Annotated in this window: 21 protein-coding genes and 1 pseudogene; 12 read left to right on the top strand and 10 right to left on the bottom strand. The window is 64.4% G+C overall.

The window, feature by feature from the left end; all coding sequences use genetic code 11:
• Positions 1-16: 16 nt before the first annotated feature.
• Positions 17-595: an NnrU family protein gene (locus AC07Y0_RS03935; RefSeq protein ID WP_498674721.1), complete on the bottom strand. Its 579-nt coding sequence runs from the start codon at positions 593-595 to the stop codon at positions 17-19.
• A 126-nt stretch (positions 596-721) separates the two neighbouring features.
• Here AC07Y0_RS03935 and AC07Y0_RS03930 point away from each other — a divergent pair, with 126 nt between their 5' ends.
• Positions 722-1,717: a polysaccharide deacetylase family protein gene (locus AC07Y0_RS03930; protein ID WP_498674718.1), complete on the top strand. Its 996-nt coding sequence runs from the start codon at positions 722-724 to the stop codon at positions 1,715-1,717.
• A gap of 377 nt (positions 1,718-2,094) precedes the next feature.
• Here AC07Y0_RS03930 and sbmA read toward each other — a convergent pair whose 3' ends face one another.
• Entirely contained in the window at positions 2,095-3,360 is a 1,266-nt protein-coding gene (sbmA, locus tag AC07Y0_RS03925) for a peptide antibiotic transporter SbmA (protein WP_498674715.1), read from the bottom strand.
• 165 nt (positions 3,361-3,525) lie between these two features.
• A complete protein-coding gene (locus tag AC07Y0_RS03920) occupies positions 3,526-4,695 on the bottom strand; it encodes a YbfB/YjiJ family MFS transporter (protein WP_498674711.1) in 1,170 nt (389 codons plus the stop codon).
• 180 nt (positions 4,696-4,875) lie between these two features.
• Between AC07Y0_RS03920 and AC07Y0_RS03915 the strand changes: the two genes are divergently transcribed.
• Positions 4,876-5,106, top strand: a complete 231-nt coding sequence (locus AC07Y0_RS03915) for a hypothetical protein (RefSeq protein WP_498674708.1) — start codon at positions 4,876-4,878, stop codon at positions 5,104-5,106.
• Positions 5,107-5,148: 42 nt separating this feature from the next.
• Here AC07Y0_RS03915 and map read toward each other — a convergent pair whose 3' ends face one another.
• Positions 5,149-5,898, bottom strand: coding sequence for a type I methionyl aminopeptidase (map, locus tag AC07Y0_RS03910; RefSeq protein WP_498674707.1), 750 nt, complete (start codon positions 5,896-5,898; stop codon positions 5,149-5,151).
• A gap of 54 nt (positions 5,899-5,952) precedes the next feature.
• Positions 5,953-6,999: an LLM class flavin-dependent oxidoreductase gene (locus AC07Y0_RS03905; RefSeq protein ID WP_498680171.1), complete on the bottom strand. Its 1,047-nt coding sequence runs from the start codon at positions 6,997-6,999 to the stop codon at positions 5,953-5,955.
• Positions 7,000-7,468: 469 nt separating this feature from the next.
• On the opposite strand from AC07Y0_RS03905, the gene AC07Y0_RS03900 reads away from it, so the two are divergent.
• The 4 genes from AC07Y0_RS03900 to xdhC all read left to right on the top strand — a co-directional run bounded on the left by AC07Y0_RS03900 (position 7,469) and on the right by xdhC (position 13,604).
• Complete coding sequence (locus AC07Y0_RS03900) at positions 7,469-8,242, top strand: 3-hydroxybutyrate dehydrogenase (RefSeq protein ID WP_498674706.1); 774 nt, start codon at positions 7,469-7,471, stop codon at positions 8,240-8,242.
• Positions 8,243-8,274: 32 nt separating this feature from the next.
• Positions 8,275-9,744, top strand: a complete 1,470-nt coding sequence (gene xdhA, locus AC07Y0_RS03895) for a xanthine dehydrogenase small subunit (RefSeq protein WP_498674704.1) — start codon at positions 8,275-8,277, stop codon at positions 9,742-9,744.
• 398 nt (positions 9,745-10,142) lie between these two features.
• Complete coding sequence (gene xdhB, locus AC07Y0_RS03890; protein WP_498674703.1) at positions 10,143-12,479, top strand: xanthine dehydrogenase molybdopterin binding subunit; 2,337 nt, start codon at positions 10,143-10,145, stop codon at positions 12,477-12,479.
• Positions 12,480-12,806: 327 nt separating this feature from the next.
• Positions 12,807-13,604 (top strand): xanthine dehydrogenase accessory protein XdhC, encoded by a 798-nt coding sequence (xdhC, locus tag AC07Y0_RS03885; RefSeq protein WP_498674701.1) that lies wholly within the window; start codon positions 12,807-12,809, stop codon positions 13,602-13,604.
• A gap of 102 nt (positions 13,605-13,706) precedes the next feature.
• Here the strand turns inward: xdhC and AC07Y0_RS03880 are convergent, their stop codons facing one another.
• On the bottom strand, positions 13,707-13,949 hold the full coding sequence (locus AC07Y0_RS03880) for a hypothetical protein (protein ID WP_498674698.1): 243 nt from the start codon (positions 13,947-13,949) through the stop codon (positions 13,707-13,709).
• A 108-nt stretch (positions 13,950-14,057) separates the two neighbouring features.
• Between AC07Y0_RS03880 and AC07Y0_RS03875 the strand changes: the two genes are divergently transcribed.
• The 5 genes from AC07Y0_RS03875 to AC07Y0_RS03855 all read left to right on the top strand — a co-directional run bounded on the left by AC07Y0_RS03875 (position 14,058) and on the right by AC07Y0_RS03855 (position 18,531).
• Complete coding sequence (locus AC07Y0_RS03875) at positions 14,058-14,975, top strand: LysR substrate-binding domain-containing protein (protein WP_498674696.1); 918 nt, start codon at positions 14,058-14,060, stop codon at positions 14,973-14,975.
• Between the two features lie 120 nt (positions 14,976-15,095).
• Positions 15,096-16,331 carry a urate hydroxylase PuuD gene (gene puuD / locus AC07Y0_RS03870; RefSeq protein ID WP_498674694.1) on the top strand — a complete coding sequence of 412 codons (1,236 nt, stop codon included), beginning with the start codon at positions 15,096-15,098 and terminating at the stop codon, positions 16,329-16,331.
• Positions 16,328-17,638: a guanine deaminase gene (gene guaD / locus AC07Y0_RS03865; RefSeq protein ID WP_498674692.1), complete on the top strand. Its 1,311-nt coding sequence runs from the start codon at positions 16,328-16,330 to the stop codon at positions 17,636-17,638. The genes puuD and guaD overlap by 4 nt, the downstream gene beginning before the upstream one ends.
• Positions 17,639-17,645: 7 nt before the next feature.
• The gene (locus tag AC07Y0_RS03860; RefSeq protein ID WP_498674690.1) at positions 17,646-18,074 is read left to right on the top strand and encodes a hypothetical protein; all 429 of its coding nucleotides are present in this window, start codon (positions 17,646-17,648) and stop codon (positions 18,072-18,074) included.
• A gap of 19 nt (positions 18,075-18,093) precedes the next feature.
• Positions 18,094-18,531 (top strand): potassium channel family protein, encoded by a 438-nt coding sequence (locus tag AC07Y0_RS03855; protein WP_498674687.1) that lies wholly within the window; start codon positions 18,094-18,096, stop codon positions 18,529-18,531.
• 23 nt (positions 18,532-18,554) lie between these two features.
• Here AC07Y0_RS03855 and AC07Y0_RS03850 read toward each other — a convergent pair whose 3' ends face one another.
• Together AC07Y0_RS03850 and AC07Y0_RS03845 are read right to left on the bottom strand one after the other, a co-directional pair.
• Entirely contained in the window at positions 18,555-20,573 is a 2,019-nt protein-coding gene (locus AC07Y0_RS03850; RefSeq protein ID WP_498674684.1) for a RiPP maturation radical SAM C-methyltransferase, read from the bottom strand.
• A 211-nt stretch (positions 20,574-20,784) separates the two neighbouring features.
• Complete coding sequence (locus AC07Y0_RS03845; RefSeq protein WP_498680332.1) at positions 20,785-20,973, bottom strand: hypothetical protein; 189 nt, start codon at positions 20,971-20,973, stop codon at positions 20,785-20,787.
• Positions 20,974-21,130: 157 nt separating this feature from the next.
• Here AC07Y0_RS03845 and AC07Y0_RS03840 point away from each other — a divergent pair.
• Positions 21,131-21,298: pseudogene (locus tag AC07Y0_RS03840) on the top strand (alpha-hydroxy-acid oxidizing protein); the annotation flags it as partial.
• A gap of 61 nt (positions 21,299-21,359) precedes the next feature.
• Here the strand turns inward: AC07Y0_RS03840 and AC07Y0_RS03835 are convergent.
• Positions 21,360-22,169 (bottom strand): anti-sigma factor family protein, encoded by an 810-nt coding sequence (locus AC07Y0_RS03835; protein ID WP_498674682.1) that lies wholly within the window; start codon positions 22,167-22,169, stop codon positions 21,360-21,362.
• Entirely contained in the window at positions 22,166-22,765 is a 600-nt protein-coding gene (locus AC07Y0_RS03830) for an RNA polymerase sigma factor (protein ID WP_498674681.1), read from the bottom strand. Before AC07Y0_RS03830 ends, AC07Y0_RS03835 begins: the two co-directional genes overlap by 4 nt.
• Positions 22,766-22,791 lie beyond the last annotated feature (26 nt).

The raw sequence follows: 22,791 nt of genomic DNA, 5'->3' as shown, positions 1-22,791 counted from the left end.
TGGCGGGCGCGATGCCTCACAGGGGAAGCGGCGCTACGCCGAACAGAAGCGCATGCAGCTTCCAGATGAACAGCCCCCAGACCAGCAGGCCGACGACCACGGCGGCGAGGTCCCACTTGGCCGAGACGAAGGGACGAAGCGTCACTTCACCGGCACGCTGGCGGCGCTTCAGCGCGATGCGGGCGATCACGCCCCAGGCGAGGAAGGAGGCGAACATCAGCACCGAGCGAAGGTCGCCATTGGAGAGAAGATGCGCCAGCGCCCAGATCTTCACCGACAGCACCATCGGATGCTTGGCCTTCGTGGCGATGTGGCCGGCCGGCAGAATTCCGGCAACCAGACAGATCACGGCAAACAGCATCAGTGTCAGCGTCAGGTGCGTCATGCCCTTGGGCGGGAACCAGAGATCGATGACCGGGGCCTGCTGCCAGCCGAGGACCAGCACGACGAGCGCCAGAATGCTGATAAGCCCATGCACGCCCTTCCAGCCGTTCTCGCCGAGCTTTTGCACCATGGCGCGGCGGAAACCGGGCGCCACGATGCGGATCATGTGCGTGCCGATGAAGAGAATGATCCCGAGGATCAGGATTGTCATGGTTTGGACCCCAATTGAACTTTCGTCTCCATGGCATAAAGGTCCCGGATCGGAAATTCCACCCTGTTCAAAGCTTCGCCGCATTTGGCTGACAGAAAACCGCCTTGATTTTTTCCAGGTTTTTCCATGTCGCGTTCCCTTGCTGCCGTTTGTCTCGCCCTCCTCCTCGCTCCGCCGGTTCTGGCCGAGCCGCAGGCCGTGGCGGAGCCAGCCCGGCCGAAACAGCTGCTGCTGATCTCCTTCGACGGCGCGCATGACAATACGCTGTGGGAGAAGAGCCGCGACATCGCCCGCCGTGCGGACGCGCACTTCACCTACTTCCTCTCCTGCACCACGCTGATCCCTCGGGAAAAGGCGAAGGACTACAAAGCGCCGGGCATGAAGGCCGGGAAGTCGAACATCGGCTTCGCACCGACCGTGGAGGATGTCGCCGTCCGCCTCGATCATATCTGGAACGCCCGCCAGGAAGGCCACGAGATCGCCAACCATGCCTGCGGCCATTTCGACGGCAAGGACTGGACCAAGGCCGACTGGCTCTCGGAATTCGAAACCTTCCGCAGCGTCGTCACCAATGCCTGGAAGGCGAACGGCCTCGCCGACCGGGAGCCGCAAGGCTGGGCAGCCTTTGCCCGCACGGGCATTCGCGGTTTCCGCGCGCCCTATCTTTCGGCTCCCGACAGCCTGGTCGCGGCGGAGAACGAATTCGGCTTCGCCTATGATGCGAGCCTCGTCACCAAGGGGGCGATGTTGCCGAACGAGGACGGTTCGCTCGTCCGCTTCGGCCTGCCGCTCATTCCCGAAGGCCCGCAGAACCGCCGGATCATCGGCATGGACTACAATCTCTTCGTCCGCCATTCCGCCGGCATGGACAATCCCTCGCAATCGCAGGAATTCGAGGCGCGCAGCTACGCGGCCTTCAAGGCCGCATTCGACAAGCAGTACGAAGGCGAACGCATCCCGCTGCAGCTGGGTTTCCATTTCGTCGAGATGAACGGCGGCGCCTACTGGCGGGCGATGGAGCGGCTGGTGACCGACGTCTGCCACCGCGCCGACGTCGCCTGCGTCAGCTATTCCGAGGCGATCGACCTTCTGGCGAAGCAGCCGGCCAGCCCCCGCTCCTGATTCCGAGACGGGGAAGATTTTTCCACGCTTGCCAGAAATTGACGCGTGCGATCAGCCACATGGGCAAAAACCGCCGGTGCGGTTTTCCCCGCACGCCGCGATCCGGCCTATCCTGCAAGGGTCATCGGACGGGGCACCGGGTCGCGAACCGGCTTCTCCACCTCTTCGAGGCGCGGTGCGATGACGGTCGTGACGGCAGGGTTCTGGCGGAAACAAGGATGATCGCCGCAGGACCCGAAGGCAGCCGGCGCGATCGGGGCAGGCGGAAAGCCTGATACCAATCCCCAAGATCCACCCCGCCTGCCCTCCTCCCGAATGCGAAACCGCGCCGGATCGCTCCGGCGCGGCTGAAGGCGCATGTCTTCTGTCGTCTCGGCTCAGTCGCGGACGAGCACTTCACCCTCTGCCGCCAGATATTCCTGGTCGATCTCCGGCAGCGGCTCATTGTCGATCGCCGCTTCGAAGGCGACGAGACGCTTGTAGATCGACAGCAACTCGACGATCGTCGGCCAGACGTTGACCAGATACTGGAATGAGTTCGAGACCTGGCCGAAAGCCGTGGCGATCTGCTGATAGATACCATAGGTGATTTTCACCGCGACGATTGTCGGCACCAGCATGAAGATGAGGAACAACCCGTCCGCCTGTATGTAGAACGAGCGAGCAAGGTTGAAATAGGTGTAGTGGAAATACAGCCGGAAATAATTGCGCCGCACATTGTCGAACAGTTCGGCGATCGTCAGCGGCTTTGCCCGGTTCGGATCGTCCTCACCATAAACCAGTTCCTTACGATAGGCCGCTTCCACCCGCTGGTTGCGGAATTCCAGCCCGGGAAGCTTGATACCGACCATCGCAAGCAGCGCAGTGCCAAACACCGACCAGACAAGCGCCAGCCAGAATAGGCTATGCGGGATCGAGCCAATGATCGGCAGGTCCGTAACGTATTTCGACAGGGCGAACAGGATCGGCAGGAAGGCGACGAGGTTCATCACCGCACTGATCAGGCTGACGCCGAGCCCTTCAAAGGTACTGGCAAACCGCATCGTGTCTTCCTGAACACGCTGCGAGGCACCTTCGATATGACGCACCTTCGGCCACATCGACATATAATAATTGTTCATCGCCGTGCGCCAGCGGAAGACATAGTGACTGATGAAAAAGCGTACGATCACAAAGACCGCCACGTTCAGGAAAGCGATGCTCCAGAACGTGATCATGAGACTGTAGAAATCCCAATTCGTAATCCCGGGCTTGCCTGTCAGCGCGTTCTGCAGGAGGTCGCCGAAAGGGCGCCGCCAATTGTTCAACAGCACCGAAACCTGAACGTCGAAATAGGTGGTGAAGATGATGAAGTAGGAGCCCCAGATAGCCCAATGTCGCCACGGATGGTCCTTGGCGTAGATCTCCCAGAATATCCCGAATGCCACCGCCCAAACGCCGGTGTAGATGTAAAACCACAGATAGTCGCGCGTGATGAAAAAGCTCAGGTTGATGATTGGCTCTACATCTTCCGGCAGCGGCGGCAGTCCGATGGCAGTCCCCATCTGTTCGCCGAACAAATACCAGACGAGGATCGAGAGAAGGGTCCAAATTGCGAAGGACGCAAAAAACAGTCTCGGATTGGGAAAAAATGATTTGAACACGGGGACAGCTGCTTTCTCGGCGGGGGACGGAAGGGCCTTTGAAACCCGGTCTTTGGCGCGAAACTAGGGCAGAAAAAAGTGGCCAGCAATGCCATCAACCGAATGTGACGAATTTGGCCGCCGCCAATTCACAGTTTCGCGCCGTCCCGCGATACCCCTGTCATTTCAGGGCAGCCGCCGCAGCACCGGCAGGATGAGTCCTGCCGAAGCCAGAAGCACCAGCGCCGCGACCAGGCTCGGCGCCGAAAAGCTACCCGTGCGCTCCGCCAGCCAGCCTGCGACCAGCGGCCCGAGGATCTGGCCGATGCCGAAGGCGGCCGTCATGAAGGCGAGCGCCCGGCGCTGGCTTTCTGGCGAAAGCGCCCGTCCGAGCCTCAAGCCATAGGCCGTGATGATCATGAAGGTCACCCCGAGCAGCGCCCCGCCGACCAGAGGCGCGGCCGGCGACGGCAGGGCGACGGAGGCGAGCACCCCGATAGCCTGGATCAGCAGGCCGGCGAGATAGGCGCCGCCGAGCCCGATCCTGAGCATCACCGGCCGCCAGGCAAACAGCGAGGCTGCGGCCGCAAGTCCGGTGACGAACCAGGTGAGGAATTCCACCGTCGCGCCGGCATTGCCCATCCGCGCCATGGTGACGATGAAGGTCGCGGTCACCACATAGCCGAAACCGAACAGGCCGTAGGACAGCGTCGTGAGCACCACGGCCGCGCTCCAGGCGATCGGCGGCTCGCGCGGGACCTGCGAGGCGTGGAAGGGGGAGCGCGGCAGGAGCCGGGCGACGACGACGAAGACAGCGAACGCGATCGCCGCGCCCACCAGCCAGTCGGCCCGCCAGCCGAATCCCGAAAGACCGACCAGCATGACCATCAGCGACGAGGCGGCGATGCCGAGGCCCACGCCGGCAAAATGCGCCGACTGCACCGCCTCGCTGCCGGCCCGCGCAGCGTGGCCGAGCACGATCGAGGTGACGAAGATCATGGCGAAGGCGCTGGCGACGCCGGACAGGAAACGCAGCACGACGAAGACGGCGACCGAATCGGTAAGACCCATGCCGGCGAGAAGGACGGCGGTCGCCAGCAACGCCGCAAGCCCGATCAGCCGCTCGCGTCCCGCCGCCCAGCCATAGGCGCCGGCCACCGCACCGGCGAGATAGCCGGTGAAATTGGCCGCGGCAACGATCCCGGCCTCGGTCGAGGAAAGCCCGAGATCGCCGATCATGCCGGGCAGGATCGGCGTGAAGGAAAACCGTCCGAACCCCATGGCCGCCGCCATGGCAAGAGCCCCGGCAAGGGCGGTGGACACGAGATGGCGGCGGTCGGTCGAGGCTGTCGTCATGCGCACGCTTATTGCACCGCAAGAGGCCGCCCACAAACCACAAATACTGATCGCCGATGCAACGGCAAGCGATGGATCGCCCCTCTCGCAAGGGCTTCGCCCTGTGCGGGTTCACAATCCCCGGCTTGCCCCGGCCGCAAAAATCGCTAGTGGAGGGGCAACGAATCCAAGGAGTGCCCCATGAGCGACCTCACCCTGAGCCAGGCCATCGACAATATCTACACCTCGATCAACAACGACAATGAGGATATCGACCTGCACATCGCGGCGCTGAAGGCGGCCATGGCCCGCGAAGGCGTGAAAGAAGCTGTGTTCGAGACGGCCAAGCTCGCCCAGTCCAACCGCCAGGGCCGCAAGATCATGCAGTCCTACTTCAAGAAGAAGGGCGTCGCCGTCGCCTTCTCCGTCTGAGATCGGACGGCTGGCGCTCTGTGGTCAGGGCGCCTCGTCACGTCAGTCGGCGAGCGTCAGGATGATCGGACCGTTCCTGGTGACGACGATGGTGTGTTCGAACTGCACGGTCGGCGCCTTCGGGTCGCTGTAGAGCGTCCAGGGATCGTCGCCGTCCTCGGCCCACAGGCCGCCGAGCGACAGGAAGGGTTCGATGGTGAAGACCAGGCCTTCCTCCATGATCCGCGTTTCGTCCGGATCCGGCCAGGTGGACAGTTCCTTCGGCTCCTCGTGCAGCGAATGGCCGATGCCGTGGCTCGCCAGGTTCTGGATCAGCGTGTAGCGGTTCTTCCTGGCGAAGGTGCCGATGGCATTGCCGATATTGATCATGGGCTGGCCGGTGCGCACCTGGTTGAGACCGACCCACAGCGCCCGCTTGCCGTCGCGCAAGAGCCTTTCGATCTTCGGCTTGGCCGGCGGCACGATGAAGGACGAACCGGTATCGCCAAACAAGCCGTTCTTCACCCCCGACACGTCGATATTGACCAGATCGCCGGCCAGAATCTTGCGGTCGCCGGGAATGCCGTGTGCGATCTCCTCGTTGACGCTGATGCAGGTGGCGCCGGGAAATTCATAGCAGAATTCCGGCGCCGACTGCGCGCCCGCATCGTCGAGCACCTTGCGGCCGATCTGGTCGAGTTCGCGGGTGGTGATGCCGGGTTCCAGCGCCGCCCCCATGATCTTCACCGCGCTTGCGCAGATCCGGCCGATATCCTTCAGGCCGTTGAGGTCGTCTTCGCTGGAAACAATCATCGTGCGTCTTCCGGGCCTGAGACCCGCTCTTTGTAACTCTGGGATGGCGGGTGCTTACGCCCCCGCTTCCGACGGGGTCAACGCCTTTCTGACCAGCGGTGCGACTTTTGTGCCGTAGAGTTCGATACCGCGCATGATGTCGCGATGCGGCATCGGCCCGATCGCCATCTGCAGCAGGAAGCGGTCGTTGCGGAAGATCCTGTGGTTGGCGACGATCTTTTCCGCCACGGTTTCCGGATCGCCGACGAAGAGCGCGCCGCGCGGCCCCCGCGACGCGTCGAAATGCGCCCGGTTTGTCGGTCCCCAGCCGCGCTCGCGGCCGATGCGGTTCATCACCGTCGCCTGCGGCTCGTAGAAGAGGTCGGCGGCGCGTTCATTGGTGTCGTGGATGAAGCCGTGCACGTTGATCGAGGTCTTCAGCGCCTTTGGATCGACGCCGGCCTTGGCGCCGCTCTGGCGGTAGAGGTCGAACAGCGGGGCGAAGCGGTGCGGCTCGCCGCCGATGATGGCCAGCGCCAGCGGCAGGCCGAGATGGCCGGCCCGCGCCGCCGACTGCGGCGTGCCGCCGATGGCGATCCACAGCGGCAGCGGATCCTGCAACGGCCGCGGATAGACGCCGCGCCCGGCGATAGCTTTGCGGGTCTCGCCTTCCCAGGTCACCACCTCGTTCTCGCGGATCTCCATCAGCAGCTGCAGCTTTTCGGCAAACAGCAGGTCGTAGTCCTCGAGGTCGTAGCCGAACAGCGGAAAGCTCTCGATGAAGGAGCCGCGCCCGGCCATGATCTCGACCCGGCCGTTCGACAGGAGATCGACCGTCGCATATTGCTGGAAGACCCGCACCGGATCGTCGGAGGAGAGCACGGTCACGGCGCTCGACAGCCGGATGTTCTTCGTCTTCACCGCGGCGGCAGCCAGGATGGTCGCGGGGGAGGACGCCATGTAGTCGGGACGGTGATGTTCGCCGAGCCCGAAGACGTCGAGCCCCACCGCGTCGGCGAACTGGATTTCCTCGAGCAGGTCGTCGAGGCGACGCTTGGCCTCCGCGCCCTTGTTGGCCGCGTTCGGATCGACATCCGCGAATGTGTAAAGCCCGAGTTCCATCATTTTCTTCCCGTTGAGGTCACGCAAGAGATAGGCGCGAACCGGCCAGCCGGCAAATGCGATTTGCCGCACACAGCGTTCACCGGCTGCGCCCCGCCCTGCCCCAACGTTCGTCTTTTCAACGGCTTGGCGCGAAAAACGGAATCACTTTGCCAGCGGGTCGCGGAGCAGTGCCACATCCGGGCGGGAACCGGCCCTGGGCGCCCCGCCGCGGCATGACGAACGGGAGCCAGCCCGTCGACTTCAATCGGACTCTGAATCGCAAGCTTTGCGGCCAAGCCGCTGCTCCGATTCATCTTTTCCCCGACGATCCGCCGCCGCCCCGTTCCCCGGCGCACCCGCCGGCCACCCCGAAACGAGGGCCGCAGGCATTTAAAAAGCCAATTGCCAGCCCTCGCGATTTGCGCATAACCTTTGCGATCTACTGCGGCGCAGCAGAACGCCGCAGGCTTTCGGGAGGATTCGAGACATGAACAGAACCGTCGTCGTCACCGGATCGACCAGCGGCATCGGCCTGGCCATCGCCCGGGCGTTTGCCGCCCATGGTGACAATGTCGTCATCAACGGCTTTGGCGATGCCGCCGAGATCGAGGCGATCCGCCAGAGCCTGGAAGTCTCCGGCGGCCGGGCGATCTATCACGGCGCCGACATGTCGAAGCCGGCCGAGATCGACGACCTGATGGCGACCGCCGCGCATGAGTTCGGCATGGTCGACGTTTTGGTCAACAATGCCGGCATCCAGCATGTCTCGGCGGTCGAGGACTTTCCGACCGAGAAATGGGACCAGATCATCGCCATCAATCTGTCCAGTTCCTTCCATACCATTCGCGCAGCTGTGCCCGCGATGAAGGAAAAGAAGGCCGGGCGCATCATCAACGTCGCATCCGCCCACGGCCTGATCGCCTCGCCCTTCAAGTCGGCCTATGTCGCCGCCAAGCACGGCATCATGGGGCTGACCAAGAGCGTGGCGCTGGAACTGGCCGAATTCGGCGTGACGGTGAATGCCATCTGCCCCGGCTATGTGCTGACCCCGCTCGTCGAAAAGCAGATCCCCGACACGGCCAGGGCACGCGGCATTTCCGAGGCTGAGGTGAAATCCGACGTGATGCTGAAATTCCAGCCGACCAAGGAATTCGTGGCCGTGGAGGAAGTGGCGGCGGTGGCGATCTTCCTTGCCAGCGATGCGGCGCGCCAGATCACCGGCACGCATATCTCGATAGACGGCGGCTGGACCGCGCAATAACATCGGCCCATGGGCCAGCGAGAAGACAAAGCATGACCGATTGCATCCGTTTCATCCTGAACGGCGAGGACGTCGCAGTATCCGGCTTCGAGCCGACGGAGACGCTGCTCGACTTCCTCAGGCTGAAACGCCGGCTGACCGGCACCAAGGAAGGCTGCGCCGAGGGCGACTGCGGCGCCTGCACCGTTCTCGTCGGCCGGCTCGACGGCGGACGCCTCGCCTATGAGACGGTCAATGCCTGCATCCGCTTCCTAGGCTCGCTGAACGGTACCCATGTGGTGACCGTCGAGCACCTGGCCGCCGAGAACGGCAATTTGCATCCCGTCCAGCAGGCCATGGTCGACTGTCACGGCTCGCAATGCGGCTTCTGCACGCCGGGCTTCGTCATGTCGCTCTACGGCCTGTGGCTGTCGAACGACAAGCCGTCGCGCGCCGAGATCGAGCGCGCGCTGCAGGGCAATCTCTGTCGCTGCACCGGCTATGAACCCATCGTCAAGGCGGCCGAACAGGTCGCGCGCACCCGCCCGAGCGCGCTGTTCGACCCGCTGGAGCGCGACCGCACCAATATCATGGCCCGGCTGTGGAACCTGCAGGGCAGCGATACCATCACCGTGGTCAAGAACGACCGCCGGCTGATCGTGCCCGGTTCGGTCGCAGCGCTCGCCGACCTGCTGGCCGAAGAGCCCGAGGCGACGATCGTCGCTGGTGCGACGGATGTCGGGCTGTGGGTCACCAAGCAGATGCGCGACCTCAACCCGGTGGTCTTCATCAACCACCTCACCGACCTGCAGACGATCGCGTCGGACGACCGCGCCATCACCATCGGCGCCGGCGTCAGCTATTCCCGGGCCTTCGACACGCTCAAGGCCGAAATCCCCGCGCTCGGCCGGCTGATCGAGCGCATCGGCGGTCAGCAGGTGCGCAACATGGGCACGATCGGTGGCAATATCGCCAACGGCTCGCCGATCGGCGACACACCGCCGGCGCTGATCGCGCTTGGCGCATCGGTCAGGCTGCGCTCGGCCTCGGGCAGCCGCGAGCTGCCGCTCGAGGATTATTTCATCGACTACGGCAAGCAGGACCGCCGCGCGGGCGAATTCGTCGAGAGCATCCGCGTGCCGCGCCCGGAGGCCGGCAACCACTATGCCGTGCACAAGATCTCCAAGCGCCGCGACGAGGACATTTCGGCGCTTTGCGGCGCCTTCCACCTGACGCTTGGCGAGGACGGCACGGTTTCCCACATCCGCATCGCCTTCGGCGGCATGGCCGCCACCCCGAAACGCGCCCGCGCGGTCGAAGCCGCCCTGTTCGGCAAGCCGTGGAACGAAGCGACGATCGACGCCGCCCGCGAAGCCTTCGACCAGGACTACAAACCGCTCACCGACTGGCGCGCCACCGCCGAATACCGCCAGCTGACTGCCAAGAACCTGCTGACCCGCTTCTTCCTCGAGACGACCGGCACGCCGCAGGAGTTGAAGCGGTTTGCAGAGGAGGAGGCGTGACGATGCAGGGACACCCCCCTCTGTCGGCTACGCCGACACCTCCCCCTCAAGGGGGGAGATGGTCGAAGCCGCACCCGTCTGTCCGTACTCCGGAGATGGCAGGGCAAAAGGCGCCTTGTTCAAATATGAGGTCTGATGCTCGGGCAAGGCGTCACCGCGTGTCGATCTCCCCCCTTGAGGGGGAGATGCCCGGCAGGGCAGAGGGGGGTGAAACGCGCCAGGATACGTCAGCCAGTGCGCGCCCTCTTCTCCCCAGCGGGGAGAAGTGCCGAGTGAAACGAGGCGATGAGGGGGCCGGGTGCGCTGTGGCCGGCGAGCTTCGCTCCCCCTCATCCGGCGCTTCGCGCCACCTTCTCCCCGCCGGGGAGAAGACACGTCCGGCCGCAGGAGCCTGAGTGATGCATAAGCCGACCTTCGAGACCTACAAGCTGATCAACGGCCCGATGCACCAGTCGCTCCGCCATGATTCGGCGCACAAGCATGTCGCCGGAAGTGCCGAATATATCGACGATATTCCCGAACCCGCCGGCCTCCTGCACGGCGCACTCGGCATGTCCGACCGGGCGCATGCCGAGATCCTCTCGGTCGATCTTTCCGCAGTGAAGGCCTATCCCGGCGTCGTCTCAGTGCTCACGGCCAAGGACGTGCCGGGCGTCAACGACGTCTCGTCCGGCGGGCGCCATGACGAGCCGCTGCTGGCCGACGACAAGGTCGAATTCCACGGCCAGCCGGTCTTTGCCGTCATCGCCGAAACCCGCGATGCCGCCCGCCGCGCCGCGCGCCTGGCCAGGATCGAATACCGCGACCTGCCCTTCTGGACGGATGTCGATGCGGCGCTCGCCAACGAGGCGCCGCTGGTCACCCCGGGCATGGTGCTCAAACGCGGCGAGCCGGAGGCCGAGCTCGACAAGGCCGAGCATCGCCTGAAAGGCTCGATGCGGATCGGCGGGCAGGAGCACTTCTATCTGGAAAGCCACATCGCGCTCGCCATTCCCGGCGAGGACGACGAGGTGGCGCTGTGGTCCTCGACCCAGCACCCCTCCGAGATCCAGCACATCGTCGGCCATGTGCTCGACATTCCGAGCCATGCGATCACCGTCAACGTGCGGCGCATGGGCGGCGGCTTCGGCGGCAAGGAGACCCAGGGCAACCAGTTTGCCGCCCTCGCCGCCCTCGCCGCCAAGAAGCTCAACCGCGCCATCAAGTTCCGCCCCGACCGCGACGAGGACATGGCGCTGACCGGCAAGCGCCACGACTTCCGCATGGACTTCGACGTCGCCTTCAACGGCGACGGCCGCATCCATGCGCTCAACGCCAACTTCGCCGCGCGCTGCGGCTATTCGGCCGACCTCTCCGGCCCGGTCACCGACCGCGCCCTCTTTCATGCCGATTCGAGCTATTTCTATCCGCATGTGAAGCTGACCTCGCAGCCGCTGAAGACCCATACGGTTTCCAACACGGCGTTCCGCGGCTTCGGCGGCCCGCAGGGCATGCTGGGGGGCGAGCGCATCATCGAGGAGATCGCCTACCGGCTGGGCAAGGATCCGCTCGAGATCCGCAAGGCGAATTTCTACGGCGATGTCGGTTCCGGCCGCAACGTCACGCCCTACCACCAGACGATCGAGGACAATGTGATTGCCCGCGTGGTCGAGGAACTGGAAACCTCCTGCGACTACCAGGCGCGGCGCCGCGCGATCATCGAATTCAACCGGACGAGCCCGGTCATCAAGAAGGGCATCGCGCTCACCCCGGTGAAGTTCGGCATCTCCTTCACCATGACCGCCTTCAACCAGGCCGGCGCCCTCGTGCACGTCTACCAGGACGGCTCGATCCATCTCAATCACGGCGGCACGGAAATGGGCCAGGGCCTCTACACCAAGGTCGCCCAGGTCATTGCCGAGTGCTTCCAGGTCGATGTCGAGCGCGTCAAGATCACGGCGACGACGACCGGCAAGGTGCCCAACACCTCGGCGACCGCTGCCTCCTCCGGCACCGACCTCAACGGAATGGCAGCCTATGACGCCGCCCGCCAGATCAAGGAACGCCTCGTCGCCTTCGCCGTCGAGCATTTCCAGGTTCCGCCGGACGAAGTCGAGTTCCTGCCGAACCGGTTGCGCGTCGGATCGAAGGAAATCCCCTTCCCCGACTTCGTAAGACAAGCCTATTTCGCCCGCGTCCAGCTCTCGGCCGCCGGCTTCTACAAGACACCGAAAATCCATTGGGACCGCGCCGCCGGCCGCGGCACGCCGTTCTACTATTTCGCCTATGGCGCGGCGTGCTCGGAAGTGTCGATCGACACGTTGACCGGCGAATATCTGATGGATCGCACCGACATCCTGCACGACGTCGGCAAGTCGCTCAATCCGGCGATCGATATCGGCCAGATCGAGGGCGGCTTCGTCCAGGGCATGGGCTGGCTGACGACGGAAGAACTGTGGTGGGACGCCAAGGGGAGGCTTCGCACCCATGCGCCGTCGACCTACAAGATTCCGCTCGCCTCCGACCGGCCAAAAATCTTCAACACGCGGCTGGCCGAATGGTCTGAAAATGCCGAGCCGACGATCGGCCGCTCCAAGGCCGTCGGCGAACCACCGCTGATGCTGGCGATCTCGGTGCTGGAAGCCCTGTCCATGGCCGTCGCCTCGGTCGCCGACTACCGCCATTGCCCCCACCTCGACGCCCCCGCAACGCCCGAGCGCGTGCTGATGGCCGTCGAGCGGCTGAAGGGAATGTGATGGCAAGGATGGCACCCCTCTTCTCCCCATCGGGGAGAAGGTGGCGCGCAGCGCCGGAAGAGGCGCGCGCGAGCGGGCCTGCACGCCCCTCATCCGCCTGCCGGCACCTTCTCCCCGCAGGCGGGGAGAAGGACGATCGGCGTGCGCACCCCGCAACCAGGGAGAAAGACGCGTGCCGCGGACGTCTCGCGGTTCAAACGCGCTGTGCTCCGGAGACATGCGGGACGTGGCTGACCGCCGGCGACAGGGCGCAAGGCTTCCGGATCGTCCCTTCTCCCCGTCACGACGGGGAGAAGGTGCCGGCAGGCGGATGAGGGGCAAACAGCAATGACTGCGCCTTCCCTCCCCGCCTTCCTCGCCACCCATCCCGATGCCGTCCTCGTCGACGTCGCCGAGGCCAAGGGCTCGACGCCGCGCGAGGCGGGCGCCTTCATGGTGGTGGCGGCCGACGCGCTGTTCGGCACGATCGGTGGCGGGCAGCTGGAATTTCTCGCCATCGACCATGCCCGTACGCTGCTGGCCAGCGGCGCGCCAAGCTCGTCCCTCGACGTGCCGCTCGGCCCCGAGATCGGCCAGTGCTGCGGCGGGCGCACCCGGCTCGCCTTCACCCGCCTCGACGCACGGTCGCAGCAGGTTCTGGTCGACCGGCAGGCAAAGCTGGAAACCGCCTATCCCGACGTCTTCCTCTTCGGCGCCGGCCATGTCGGGCTCGCGCTGGCGGCGGCCCTTGGCCCCCTGCCCCTGACCGTCACGCTCGTCGAGACTCGCGACCTTGCCCCAGGCGGTCTGCCGCACGGCGTCGCGCTGCACCGGGTTGCCGTGCCCGAAGCCGAGGTGGCGATGATCCGGCCGGGCGGCGCGGCCGTCATCCTCACCCACGACCATGCGCTGGATTTCCTGATCGCCCGCCAGGCGCTCGCCCGCCCCGATCTTGCTTATGTCGGCATGATCGGCTCGGCCACCAAGCGCGCCACCTTCGCCCGCTGGCTGGACCGCGAGGGCGGCGATCCGTCCATGCTCGACAGGCTCGTCCTGCCGATTGGCGGCAGCGCGCTCCGCGACAAGCGCCCCCCGGTGATCGCCGCCCTGGTCGCGGCCGAACTGCTCACCGTTCTGCTGAGCTGACCGAAGCATGGGCGGTCAGCGCCCACCTGAATCACCGCATGAAGCGGCGGAATCAGTTCGTCAGCTGGCCGGCGCATCGTCTTGATCCGGCAAGGCATTTGCTTAGAGCGGGCCGGAGCGCAGCCAGTCGCCGTGGCGCCTGGGGTTGGAGAAATAGGCCTCCGTGCGGTTCCGCGACGGACGGCCCTCGAGAAGGCCGAGATCCTTCTTCACCTCCGGCGGCAGATCCTCGGTGGCCGTGCGATCCGGCTGGAACAGGCGCTCGACAAAGCGGCGCAGTGGCCGGAACACGGCTCCGGGCGTCATGCCCGCGGGAACCCAATTGCGTCTTGTCGCTTGCAGCATCGTCGTCTCCTCTCCATCGGCGAAATGACCGGATGGACCAAGAGATGCGCCGGATTGCCGCCGGTTTCCAATTCGAATACGGTAGGCATGCATCAAGAGAGCTTATCCATGAAACTGTCGAGACAGTTCCCGCTCAATGCCCTGCGCGTCTTCGAGGCGGCGGCCCGGCATATGAGCTTCACCAAGGCCGCCGAGGAGCTGGGCATGACCCAGACGGCGGTGAGCTATCAGGTCAAGCTGCTGGAGGACAATATCGGCGAGCCGCTGTTTCTCAGGAAGCCGCGCCAGATCGTGCTGACGGAAACGGCCGAGCGCATGCTGCCGAAGGTGACGGATGCCTTCGCCGTCCTGCGCGAAGCGATCGCCACCGCGCGTCAGGATGCCGACGAGATCCTGGAAATCCACTCCACGCCGACATTCGCCTCCCACTGGCTGGCCCGGCATCTCGGCGCCTTTCAACTCGCCCATCCCAACATTGCAGTCCGACTTCTCCGCGGCTCCGTGCTGACCGACTTCAACCGGGAAAGCGCCGACCTCGCCATCCGCATCGGCCGGGGGCCGTGGCCCGGCCTCGCGGTCCACCCCCTGCTTCGGCTGAGCTATTCGCCGATACTGAGTCCGAGACTGGCCGAGAGCGTCGGCGGCATAAAGGAGCCGGCCGATTTGCTGAAGCTGCCGTGGATCACCGACGACGACGGACGCTGGACATACTGGTTCACGCTGGCGGGCCTCGATGCCGCGGAGCACACCGCACGGACGTTCGACGCAGGCGGCGTGCTCGATCTTGAAACCGGAGCCGCGATGGCCAGCCATGGCGTCGCCATGCTGAGCCCTTTCTTCCTTCAGGACGAACTGGCGTCCGGGCGGCTCATACAGCCGTTCGAACTCAGCTGGCTGGACGACAACCGCTATTGGCTGGTCTATCCGGAAAGCCGGCGCAACCTGCCCAAGATACGCAAATTCCGCGAATGGCTGGAGACCACACTGGCACCGGAACGAGCCGCCATGGGCCTGGAAGCGCAATAGCGCGCGCGGACCTCAATCAAAGAAATTCTCTGGATTGGCCCGCGATCCGACCTGCGGGGCTTCCCTTGCGGTGGATAATTTCCCAGACTGGAAGGCCGGGGGGAAGAAAGGGAACTTCTGATGTATGAATACGCCATTGCCTGGGAATGGCTCTCCTTTGCCGTGCGCTGGCTGCACGTCATTACCGCGATCGCCTGGATCGGCTCGTCCTTCTACTTCATCGCGCTCGATCTCGGCCTGGTGAAGCGCGCGCATCTGCCGGCCGGTGCCTATGGCGAGGAATGGCAGGTGCATGGCGGCGGTTTCTATCACATCCAGAAGTATCTCGTCGCGCCAGCGACCATGCCGGAGCACCTGACCTGGTTCAAATGGGAAAGCTACGTCACCTGGCTCTCGGGCTTTGCCATGCTGGCCGTCGTCTACTACGGCGGGGCAGACCTCTTCCTGATCGACCGGCACGTGCTCGACCTCACCCAATGGCAGGCGATCGCCCTTTCCGTCGCCTCGCTCGCGGTCGGCTGGCTGATCTACGACCAGCTCTGCAAGTCGCCGCTCGGCAGGAACATCTGGGTGCTGATGGGCGTGCTCTACGTGGCGCTGATCGCCATGGCCTGGGGCTATACCCAGGTCTTTACCGGCCGCGCCGCCTTCCTGCATCTCGGCGCCTTTACCGCCACCATCATGTCGGCAAACGTCTTCCTGATCATCATCCCGAACCAGAAGATCGTCGTCGCCGACCTGATCGCCGGCCGCACGCCCGACCCGAAATACGGCGTGATCGCCAAGCAGCGTTCGCTGCACAACAACTACCTGACGCTCCCCGTCATCTTCTTCATGCTGTCCAACCATTATCCGCTGGCCTTCGGCACGGCCTATAACTGGGTGATCGCCGCACTTGTCTTCCTGATGGGCGTCACCATCCGCCACTGGTTCAACACCACCCATGCCCGCAAGGGCCGGCCGACCTGGACCTGGCTTGCCACCCTGTTGATCTTCATCGCCATCATGTGGCTGTCGACCGTGCAGAAGGCCCCGGTCGAGGAGGAAGTGTCGGTCGCGCCGAGCAACCTGCGCTTCGTCGAGAACGCCCATTACGAAGCAGCCCGCGACGTCGTCATGTCGCGCTGTTCGATGTGCCATGCCGCCGAACCGGTCTGGGAGGGAATCGTGCGGCCGCCGAAGGACGTGAAGCTGGAGACCGATGCCGAGATCGCCGCCCATGCGCGCGAAATCTACATCCAGGCCGGCCGCAGCCACGCCATGCCACCCGGCAACATCACCGAAGTCTCGGCCGAGGAGCGCGCCCTGCTGGTCGCCTGGTTCGAGAGCGCGGTCTCGGAGGCCAAGCAGCCATGAGCGCCGTCCTCTATCGCGGCCGAACCCTGAGCTTCTCCCGCGCGCCGGAGCATATCGACGACACTGGCAGCTATCGCTACGAGAGCGACGGCGCGCTGCTGGTCGAGGACGGCAGGATTGTCGCCCTGGGCGATTTTGCCAGCGTCAGCGCCGGCGCGCCGGAAGGCACGGAGGTGGTCGACCACCGCCCGCACCTGATCCTGCCCGGCCTGATCGACACCCATGTGCATTTTCCGCAGATGCAGGTGATCGCGTCCTATGCCGCCAACCTGCTCGAATGGCTGAACACCTATACCTTCCCGGAGGAATGCCGCTTCGTCGAAAGCGCCCATGCGGAGCGCATCGCGAAGGCCTTCTTCGACGAATTCTTCCGCAACGGCACGACCACCGCGGTCGCCTATTGCTCGGTGCACAAGGCTTCGGCCGACGCCTATTTCGCCGAGAGCCTCAGGCGCGGCAGCCTGATGGTCGGCGGCAAGGTGATGATGGACCGCAACGCGCCTCAGGGTCTGCTCGACACGCCGGAGACCGGCTATGACGAGACGCGCCAGGTGATCGCCGACTGGCACGGCAAGGGTCGCAACCACGTCGCCATCACCCCACGCTTCGCCATCACCTCGACGCCTGGGCAGATGGAGCGCGTGCGGGCGCTGGCTGAGGAGTTCCCCGACCTGCACATCCAGACGCATCTGTCGGAAAACCACGACGAGATCCGCTACACCTGCGAGCTCTTCCCCGACGCCAAGGACTACACCGACATCTACGCGCATTACGGCCTGCTGGGCCGCAAGAGCCTGTTCGGTCACGCGATCCACCTGTCGGACCGCGAGGCGGATGCCATGAGCGAGGCGGGCGCGGTCGCCGTGCATTGCCCCACCTCCAATCTTTTCCTCGGCTCCGGCCTGTTCCCGATGCGCAAGTACCAGCAGCGCGAGAAGAAGCTGCGCATCGCGGTTGCCACCGACATCGGCGGCGGGTCGAGCTATTCCATGCTGAAGACCATGGACGAGGCCTACAAGATCCAGCAATTGCTCGGCGAACGGCTGAACCCGCTAGAAAGCTTCCACCTGATGACCCTCGGCAATGCCGAGGCGCTGTCGCTTCAGGACCGGATCGGCACGCTGGAACCGGGCACCGACGCCGATTTCGTCGTGCTGAACGCCGCAGCCACCCCGGCCATGGCGCTGCGCATGGAAACCGTCCGCTCCCTTGCGGAAGAACTGTTTCTGCTGCAAACCTTGGGAGACGACAGATCCGTCGTCGAAACCTATGTCGCGGGCAAGGCAATGAAGCCGGCCGCCGCCTGAGGGATCGATGCAGCACGGCTATTCCGGCACACCGCTCGCCAAGAAGCTCGGCCTCAAGCCGGGCATGGCGACGCTATTCCTCGACCTTCCGGAGCATTTGCGGGATCTCACGCTGACCGAGGGGCTGGCTCGCGTCGAAACCCGTCTCGACGGCGTCACGACGCGGGAGTTCGACCTGATCCATACGTTCGAAACCAGCCGCGAGCGGCTTGCCGACCGCCTTCCGGCGCTTCGCGCCGCGCTCAAGGCCGATGGAATGCTGTGGCTTTCCTGGCCGAAAAAGTCCTCTGGCGTGCAAACCTCGATTACCGAGGACGTTCTGCGGGAAGTGATCCTGCCGACCGGCCTGGTCGACGTGAAGGTCTGTGCCGTGGATGCCATCTGGTCGGGGCTGAAATTCGTGTTCCGCAAGGAACTGCGCGGAACGCTCGTCTGATGAGCGCGGAAATCAATCCATGAACCTGTTTGCCAACCTCGCCCTCGGCACGCTGATGATCTCGCTGACCGTCGTGATCCACACTTTCGGCCTGATCGGCGTCACCCGAGCCATGAGCTGGATCAGCGACCGCATCCGCCTGCACGGTCATCGCAGCCACCTGCTGGCGATGAATACGGTGGTCATCGGCGTTTTCGTCGTACTGACCACCGAAGTCTGGCTCTGGGCGCTGTGCTATCGCCTGCTCGGCTTCATTTCCGACTTTCCGACGGCCCTCTATTTCGCCACCATCACCTTCTCGACGGTCGGCTATGGCGACATCGTCCCGAGCACGGAATGGCGCATGCTGGCCGCGCTCGAGGGTGTGAACGGCTTCGTGCTGATCGGCTGGTCGACCGCCTACCTCGTCGCCGCCGGCATCCGCGTCGGTCCCTTCCGCTCCGGCGAGCATTTCTGAGCCGGCGGCCGGTGCGGCGCCGGCTATGGCGAGGCGGCCTTGGTGTTTGCGTGATCCGCTGCGGTCTCGCCCCCGCGTCCGGGGCCTGCGACAATAATCATTTCGCCGCGGTCCGGATCGAATACGGCGGTCTCCCGGATCGCCTGCACGAGGGCGGCTGCGGCATTTCCCGTCGGCTGGTAAGCGGCCGACAGCGGGACGGCGACAACCAGGAGCCATGCACCGATCTCCACCAGGATGCGCCGGGCCAGCATAGCATCGATGCGGTTTTCGACATCCTCCCTAAGCTCGGCAGTGAATGTAGAGATATAGGCGTCACGCTTTCGGGCTCTGGAAAGATCGTCAAAAATCTGCCGGTCGAGCCCGGACAGAAGGGTGACGGGTTGCCGTCTGCAGGAGCGCGTGTCGATGATCAGGACTGACGTGCCCTTGTCGACGCTGACCAGCACGCTGGATTCGTGCTCCTTCTTCCAGCAATCCACACGATCGCGAACCTCCATCGTGTAGCCGGCGACGTCGCCGCTGCAGGCATATTCGCCGTCGAAAAAATAGGCCAGATCCTCAAGCCTGTCGCCGGCAAAGGGAAATGCATAGCGATACGCCGGCGCTGGCAGCTTGTGCCCGACGCCCAACTGGGCGGACTGCTGGAACATCGGGCTGAAACGGTGAATTCCGACGGGGCCGGCTCCGACCGGCGGCTGCAGATGGAAAAGCGATGGAAGGAGTTCGGCCGTCTTTCTGTATTCTTCCGCCGCCTCGCCAGGAAAGCCCCACAGGATGTTCCATCCGGGCGTTATGCCGGTCGCCGCGCAGTCGACGAGAAGCTGTACGTTCTGGATGGCCCGCACACCTTTGCGCATCAGCTCCAGTATCGAATCCGACAGGCTTTCGATGCCCGGTTGAACATGGGTCACCCCGGCGCTGCGAATGATCTGCAGGTGCTCGCGGGCCAGATTGGATTTCACCTCCCAGAACGCCTCCATGCGAATATCGGCAGTGGTCAGGCGGGGCAGGAGCGTCTTCAGATATTTCATATCGAGAATATTGTCGGTTACCGCTATGCGGCAACCGGGATGCGTCCGGATGAGGTCGATCAGTTCGACATAGGCGCGATCCGGCGATTTGGACCGATAGGCCATGCCTTCGCCATTCAGACCGCAGAACGTGCAATGGTGCTTCTCCCCCCACCAACAGCCACGCGCCGTCTCGAACGGCAGCTCAACCCGGAAGAACGAGCGATCGAGTTCAAGCGCTTCCAGTTGGCGGAAGTAGTCGGAATATTCCGGGATAGGCAGGGCATCCAGCTCCGCGCGCGACGACAGACTGACGGCAGCACCGTCCCGCCGGGCGCCGAGTTTCGCCCCTGCGCCTCGACGGGCGGTCTTCTCCATGTTGTCTTTCCGGTCGCTAAGGATCTGGTCGAAAGCTCGTTCGCCCTCCCCCGACACGACCCTGTCGATCCAGGGAGCGATCTCGCTCAGAGCCTGCCCCATGACACCTTCGCAATTGGCGCCGCCCATGACGATGAAGGACGAAGGGCTGAGCGCCCGGATCTCCCGGGCGAGGGCGATGGAGGCCGCATGCTGCTGAAATACGCTCGTGATACCGACGAGTTCCGGCTTCTCCGCGGTGATCGCCCTTGCGCAGTCCTTCACGAAACCAGCGGCCAAGGACTTGGCTGACAGCAGCTGGGCGATAAACTCGCCGACATCCACGGGCCGGTTGAGGATCGTTCGCGCACTGTCCTGGAACAATGGCCTGACGATCGCTTCGATGAATTCCTGGTCCGGCCTTCGACCCGAATCCGGAAAACAGTCCGAGAACACCCACTCGCCGACAAGGGAATGGGTGGGCAGTCGCGAGGCGATGTCGTTGTAGAAGCGATCGCCGATCAGCTTGGCAAACTTCAGGTTGAAGTAGTGCACGGAAACGTCCCATTGCCGCAACAGCGCGAGCTGTTTCAGCAGACCCAGTGCGATCGAGGGCGAAAAGATCATGCCGAAAGGCATGGACACCAAGGCCACGCGCATGAGGTTCTCCATTGTGACGTCATCGTCCGCGGGAACGCCACGGCCAAGGCGCGCGAGCATTCCTATGGCAGGGCTGGCAAACTGATCCACCCTGAGAACGCAGCGCAACGGGTTGAGAAAACTGCTCAGCTCAAAGCGAGTGCTGGGCCGAAGGCACTGCGCATTTCACGCATCTGACCTCTGCCCCGGCCCAGCCAGATCACTCCCGCGATCGCAATCAGACCTATCCCCAAACGACGCCGACATACTCCTGGTCGACCTTCGGGTTCTTGACCGACGCCGTCAGCTTGTCGGTCAGATAGGCGCTGAGTTCCTTGTTCTGAATGGTAACGCTTCCATCATGGTTCAGCTTGAAATTCTCGGCGGTCAGTGTCGCATCGGCAGGCAAACGCAATTTCTTTTCTTCGGCCATTTTCGTTTTCCTCAAAAGAAACGCCCGCATAACGGGCGTTTTTCGCTGCTACACCACAACTATATCGGGATCTTTAAAATTTACAACAACCTTAAGAAAATTTCCACTGCGCCTTCGGGTCCCACAAGAACGCCCAAAGCGACAATGCAGGCACTGTATCGGCCGCCCCTTCCTCCATGGCCTCGGCGCCATGGGCAAGCCGGGCCTCACCAAGACGCTGGAGATCATCGCCGAGGAGATGGACACCGCCATGGCACTCTGCGGCAAGCGCCGGATCACGGAAATCGACGGCGACATCATCGCCGAGAAGCCGTTCAAGGCCTGAAATCGGAAGGCACGGAGGCGTGGCATCGCAGCTGCTGGCTCCTGCGTCCTGCCAGGACCTGCTAGGCCGACATGCGTCCCGCCAAATCCCGTGCCAGCGCCTGCATCCGCGCCTTCGGCGCATGCCCGATCAGCATCAGCGCATGCGATCCGTTCGACCAGTGGACCACCGTCATGCCGAGGCGCTGTTCGGTGTCCGGGGCGATGGCCGGCCCGGCCTTGCGCACGATGCAGAAGGCTAGCGGCCCGCTTTTAGGATCGAGATAGAGGATCTGGGCAAGCGGCCGGCCGTCATAGGAAAGGACCTGCGCCCGTTTGAAATCCACCCCTTCGAGGGCGACGGCCTGCGGCGTCAGCGCCAGCGCCAGCCGCTCATTGACCGCTCCGAGTTCCGCTACCTGTCGCTCCGGCGGCGGCGCCACGCCGACGAGCGTGTCGGCATCGTAGAGCGCCATGTACTGGGCGACCAGGCCGCGCCATTCGCCGGCCTCCGCCTGTTCCTCGCCATCACCGGCGCCGGTGCCACGCAAGGGCTGCAGGGCGAAGCGGTCGAACACCATGCCGAAGGCGACCGAGGCGGCGAGCGCGGCCAAGAGCCCGCGCCGGCTGATGGCCAGGCCCGACCTTGCGGGTCTCGCCGCGGAAACCTCATCCAGCATCGCCTCGAGGCGTGCAACCGGCGCCTCGTCGAGCAGCGGCCGATAGGCCTCCGCGAAGGGCAGGCTCGCCCGCATCAGGAACTCGACGCGTTCGGCGACCGCCGGATCCGTGTCGATCCGCCGTTCGACCGCAGCCGCCTCTTCCGGCGACAGCGCGCCGTCGATGAAGGCCGTCAGGTGCTCGTCGCTCAGCATGTTTGCGTCTTCTTTCATCGCGCCGCCTCCGAGGTCGCCTCTGCGAGTTTTGCTCGGGCCGCGGCCAGCCGGCTCATCACCGTGCCGATCGGTACGTCGAGGATCGCGGCGACCTCGCGATAGGCCATTCCCTCCACATAGGCGAGGAAGACGGCGCTGCGCTGCGCCTCCGGCAGGGCATCGACGAGGCGCATGACCTGATTGGCGAGCAGCCGCCGGTCGGCCTCGATCCCGCCGTCGAACGACAGCACCTCGCCCGCCTCGACCGTGCCCTGGCCCTGGCGCACCCGGCGCGCGCGAAGCTCGTTCAGCCAGATCGAATGCAGGATGGCGAAGAGCCAGTGATCGATATGCGGGCCGGAAAACTGTGCCGCCCGCTCCAGCGCCCTGACACAGGTCTGCTGCACCAGATCGTCGGCCACGTCGCGGGCGCGCGCCAGCACGAAGGCATAGCGCCACAACCGCCCGAGATGCGGCACGAGGCCGCTGCGGACATCGGTTTCGCTGGCGATGGCTTCCTCCCGAACAGGATGGCTCGCCGCAGATGCCGGACGATCCGGCACCCGCGGGCGCGGGCGACTCTGGGAGGCGAGACTGAACGGCGCGACCGACATTTGCAAGGAACCGGCGGTGAAAATGG

It is taken from the genome of Allorhizobium sp. GW101-3B10 (assembly GCF_059424725.1).
The sequence above is the reverse complement of the archived record's forward strand: the minus strand, read 5'-3'. Positions and strand labels throughout refer to the sequence as shown.

Excerpts from the sequence above, each read along its gene's own strand:
- AC07Y0_RS03855 (WP_498674687.1), top strand. The coding sequence starts at position 18,094 with ATGAACCTGTTTGCCAACCTCGCCCTCGGCACGCTGATGATCTCGCTG.
- map (WP_498674707.1), bottom strand. The coding sequence starts at position 5,898 with ATGATTGTTTCCAGCGAAGACGACCTCAACGGCCTGAAGGATATCGGC.
- AC07Y0_RS03880 (WP_498674698.1), bottom strand. The coding sequence starts at position 13,949 with ATGCTGCAAGCGACAAGACGCAATTGGGTTCCCGCGGGCATGACGCCC.
- AC07Y0_RS03875 (WP_498674696.1), top strand. The coding sequence starts at position 14,058 with ATGAAACTGTCGAGACAGTTCCCGCTCAATGCCCTGCGCGTCTTCGAG.
- AC07Y0_RS03930 (WP_498674718.1), top strand. The coding sequence starts at position 722 with ATGTCGCGTTCCCTTGCTGCCGTTTGTCTCGCCCTCCTCCTCGCTCCG.
- xdhA (WP_498674704.1), top strand. The coding sequence starts at position 8,275 with ATGACCGATTGCATCCGTTTCATCCTGAACGGCGAGGACGTCGCAGTA.
- AC07Y0_RS03900 (WP_498674706.1), top strand. The coding sequence starts at position 7,469 with ATGAACAGAACCGTCGTCGTCACCGGATCGACCAGCGGCATCGGCCTG.
- AC07Y0_RS03835 (WP_498674682.1), bottom strand. The coding sequence starts at position 22,169 with ATGAAAGAAGACGCAAACATGCTGAGCGACGAGCACCTGACGGCCTTC.
- AC07Y0_RS03850 (WP_498674684.1), bottom strand. The coding sequence starts at position 20,573 with ATGGAGAACCTCATGCGCGTGGCCTTGGTGTCCATGCCTTTCGGCATG.
- xdhC (WP_498674701.1), top strand. The coding sequence starts at position 12,807 with ATGACTGCGCCTTCCCTCCCCGCCTTCCTCGCCACCCATCCCGATGCC.
- AC07Y0_RS03935 (WP_498674721.1), bottom strand. The coding sequence starts at position 595 with ATGACAATCCTGATCCTCGGGATCATTCTCTTCATCGGCACGCACATG.
- guaD (WP_498674692.1), top strand. The coding sequence starts at position 16,328 with ATGAGCGCCGTCCTCTATCGCGGCCGAACCCTGAGCTTCTCCCGCGCG.
- AC07Y0_RS03905 (WP_498680171.1), bottom strand. The coding sequence starts at position 6,999 with ATGGAACTCGGGCTTTACACATTCGCGGATGTCGATCCGAACGCGGCC.
- AC07Y0_RS03920 (WP_498674711.1), bottom strand. The coding sequence starts at position 4,695 with ATGACGACAGCCTCGACCGACCGCCGCCATCTCGTGTCCACCGCCCTT.
- xdhB (WP_498674703.1), top strand. The coding sequence starts at position 10,143 with ATGCATAAGCCGACCTTCGAGACCTACAAGCTGATCAACGGCCCGATG.
- AC07Y0_RS03860 (WP_498674690.1), top strand. The coding sequence starts at position 17,646 with ATGCAGCACGGCTATTCCGGCACACCGCTCGCCAAGAAGCTCGGCCTC.
- AC07Y0_RS03830 (WP_498674681.1), bottom strand. The coding sequence starts at position 22,765 with ATGTCGGTCGCGCCGTTCAGTCTCGCCTCCCAGAGTCGCCCGCGCCCG.
- puuD (WP_498674694.1), top strand. The coding sequence starts at position 15,096 with ATGTATGAATACGCCATTGCCTGGGAATGGCTCTCCTTTGCCGTGCGC.
- AC07Y0_RS03915 (WP_498674708.1), top strand. The coding sequence starts at position 4,876 with ATGAGCGACCTCACCCTGAGCCAGGCCATCGACAATATCTACACCTCG.
- AC07Y0_RS03845 (WP_498680332.1), bottom strand. The coding sequence starts at position 20,973 with ATGGCCGAAGAAAAGAAATTGCGTTTGCCTGCCGATGCGACACTGACC.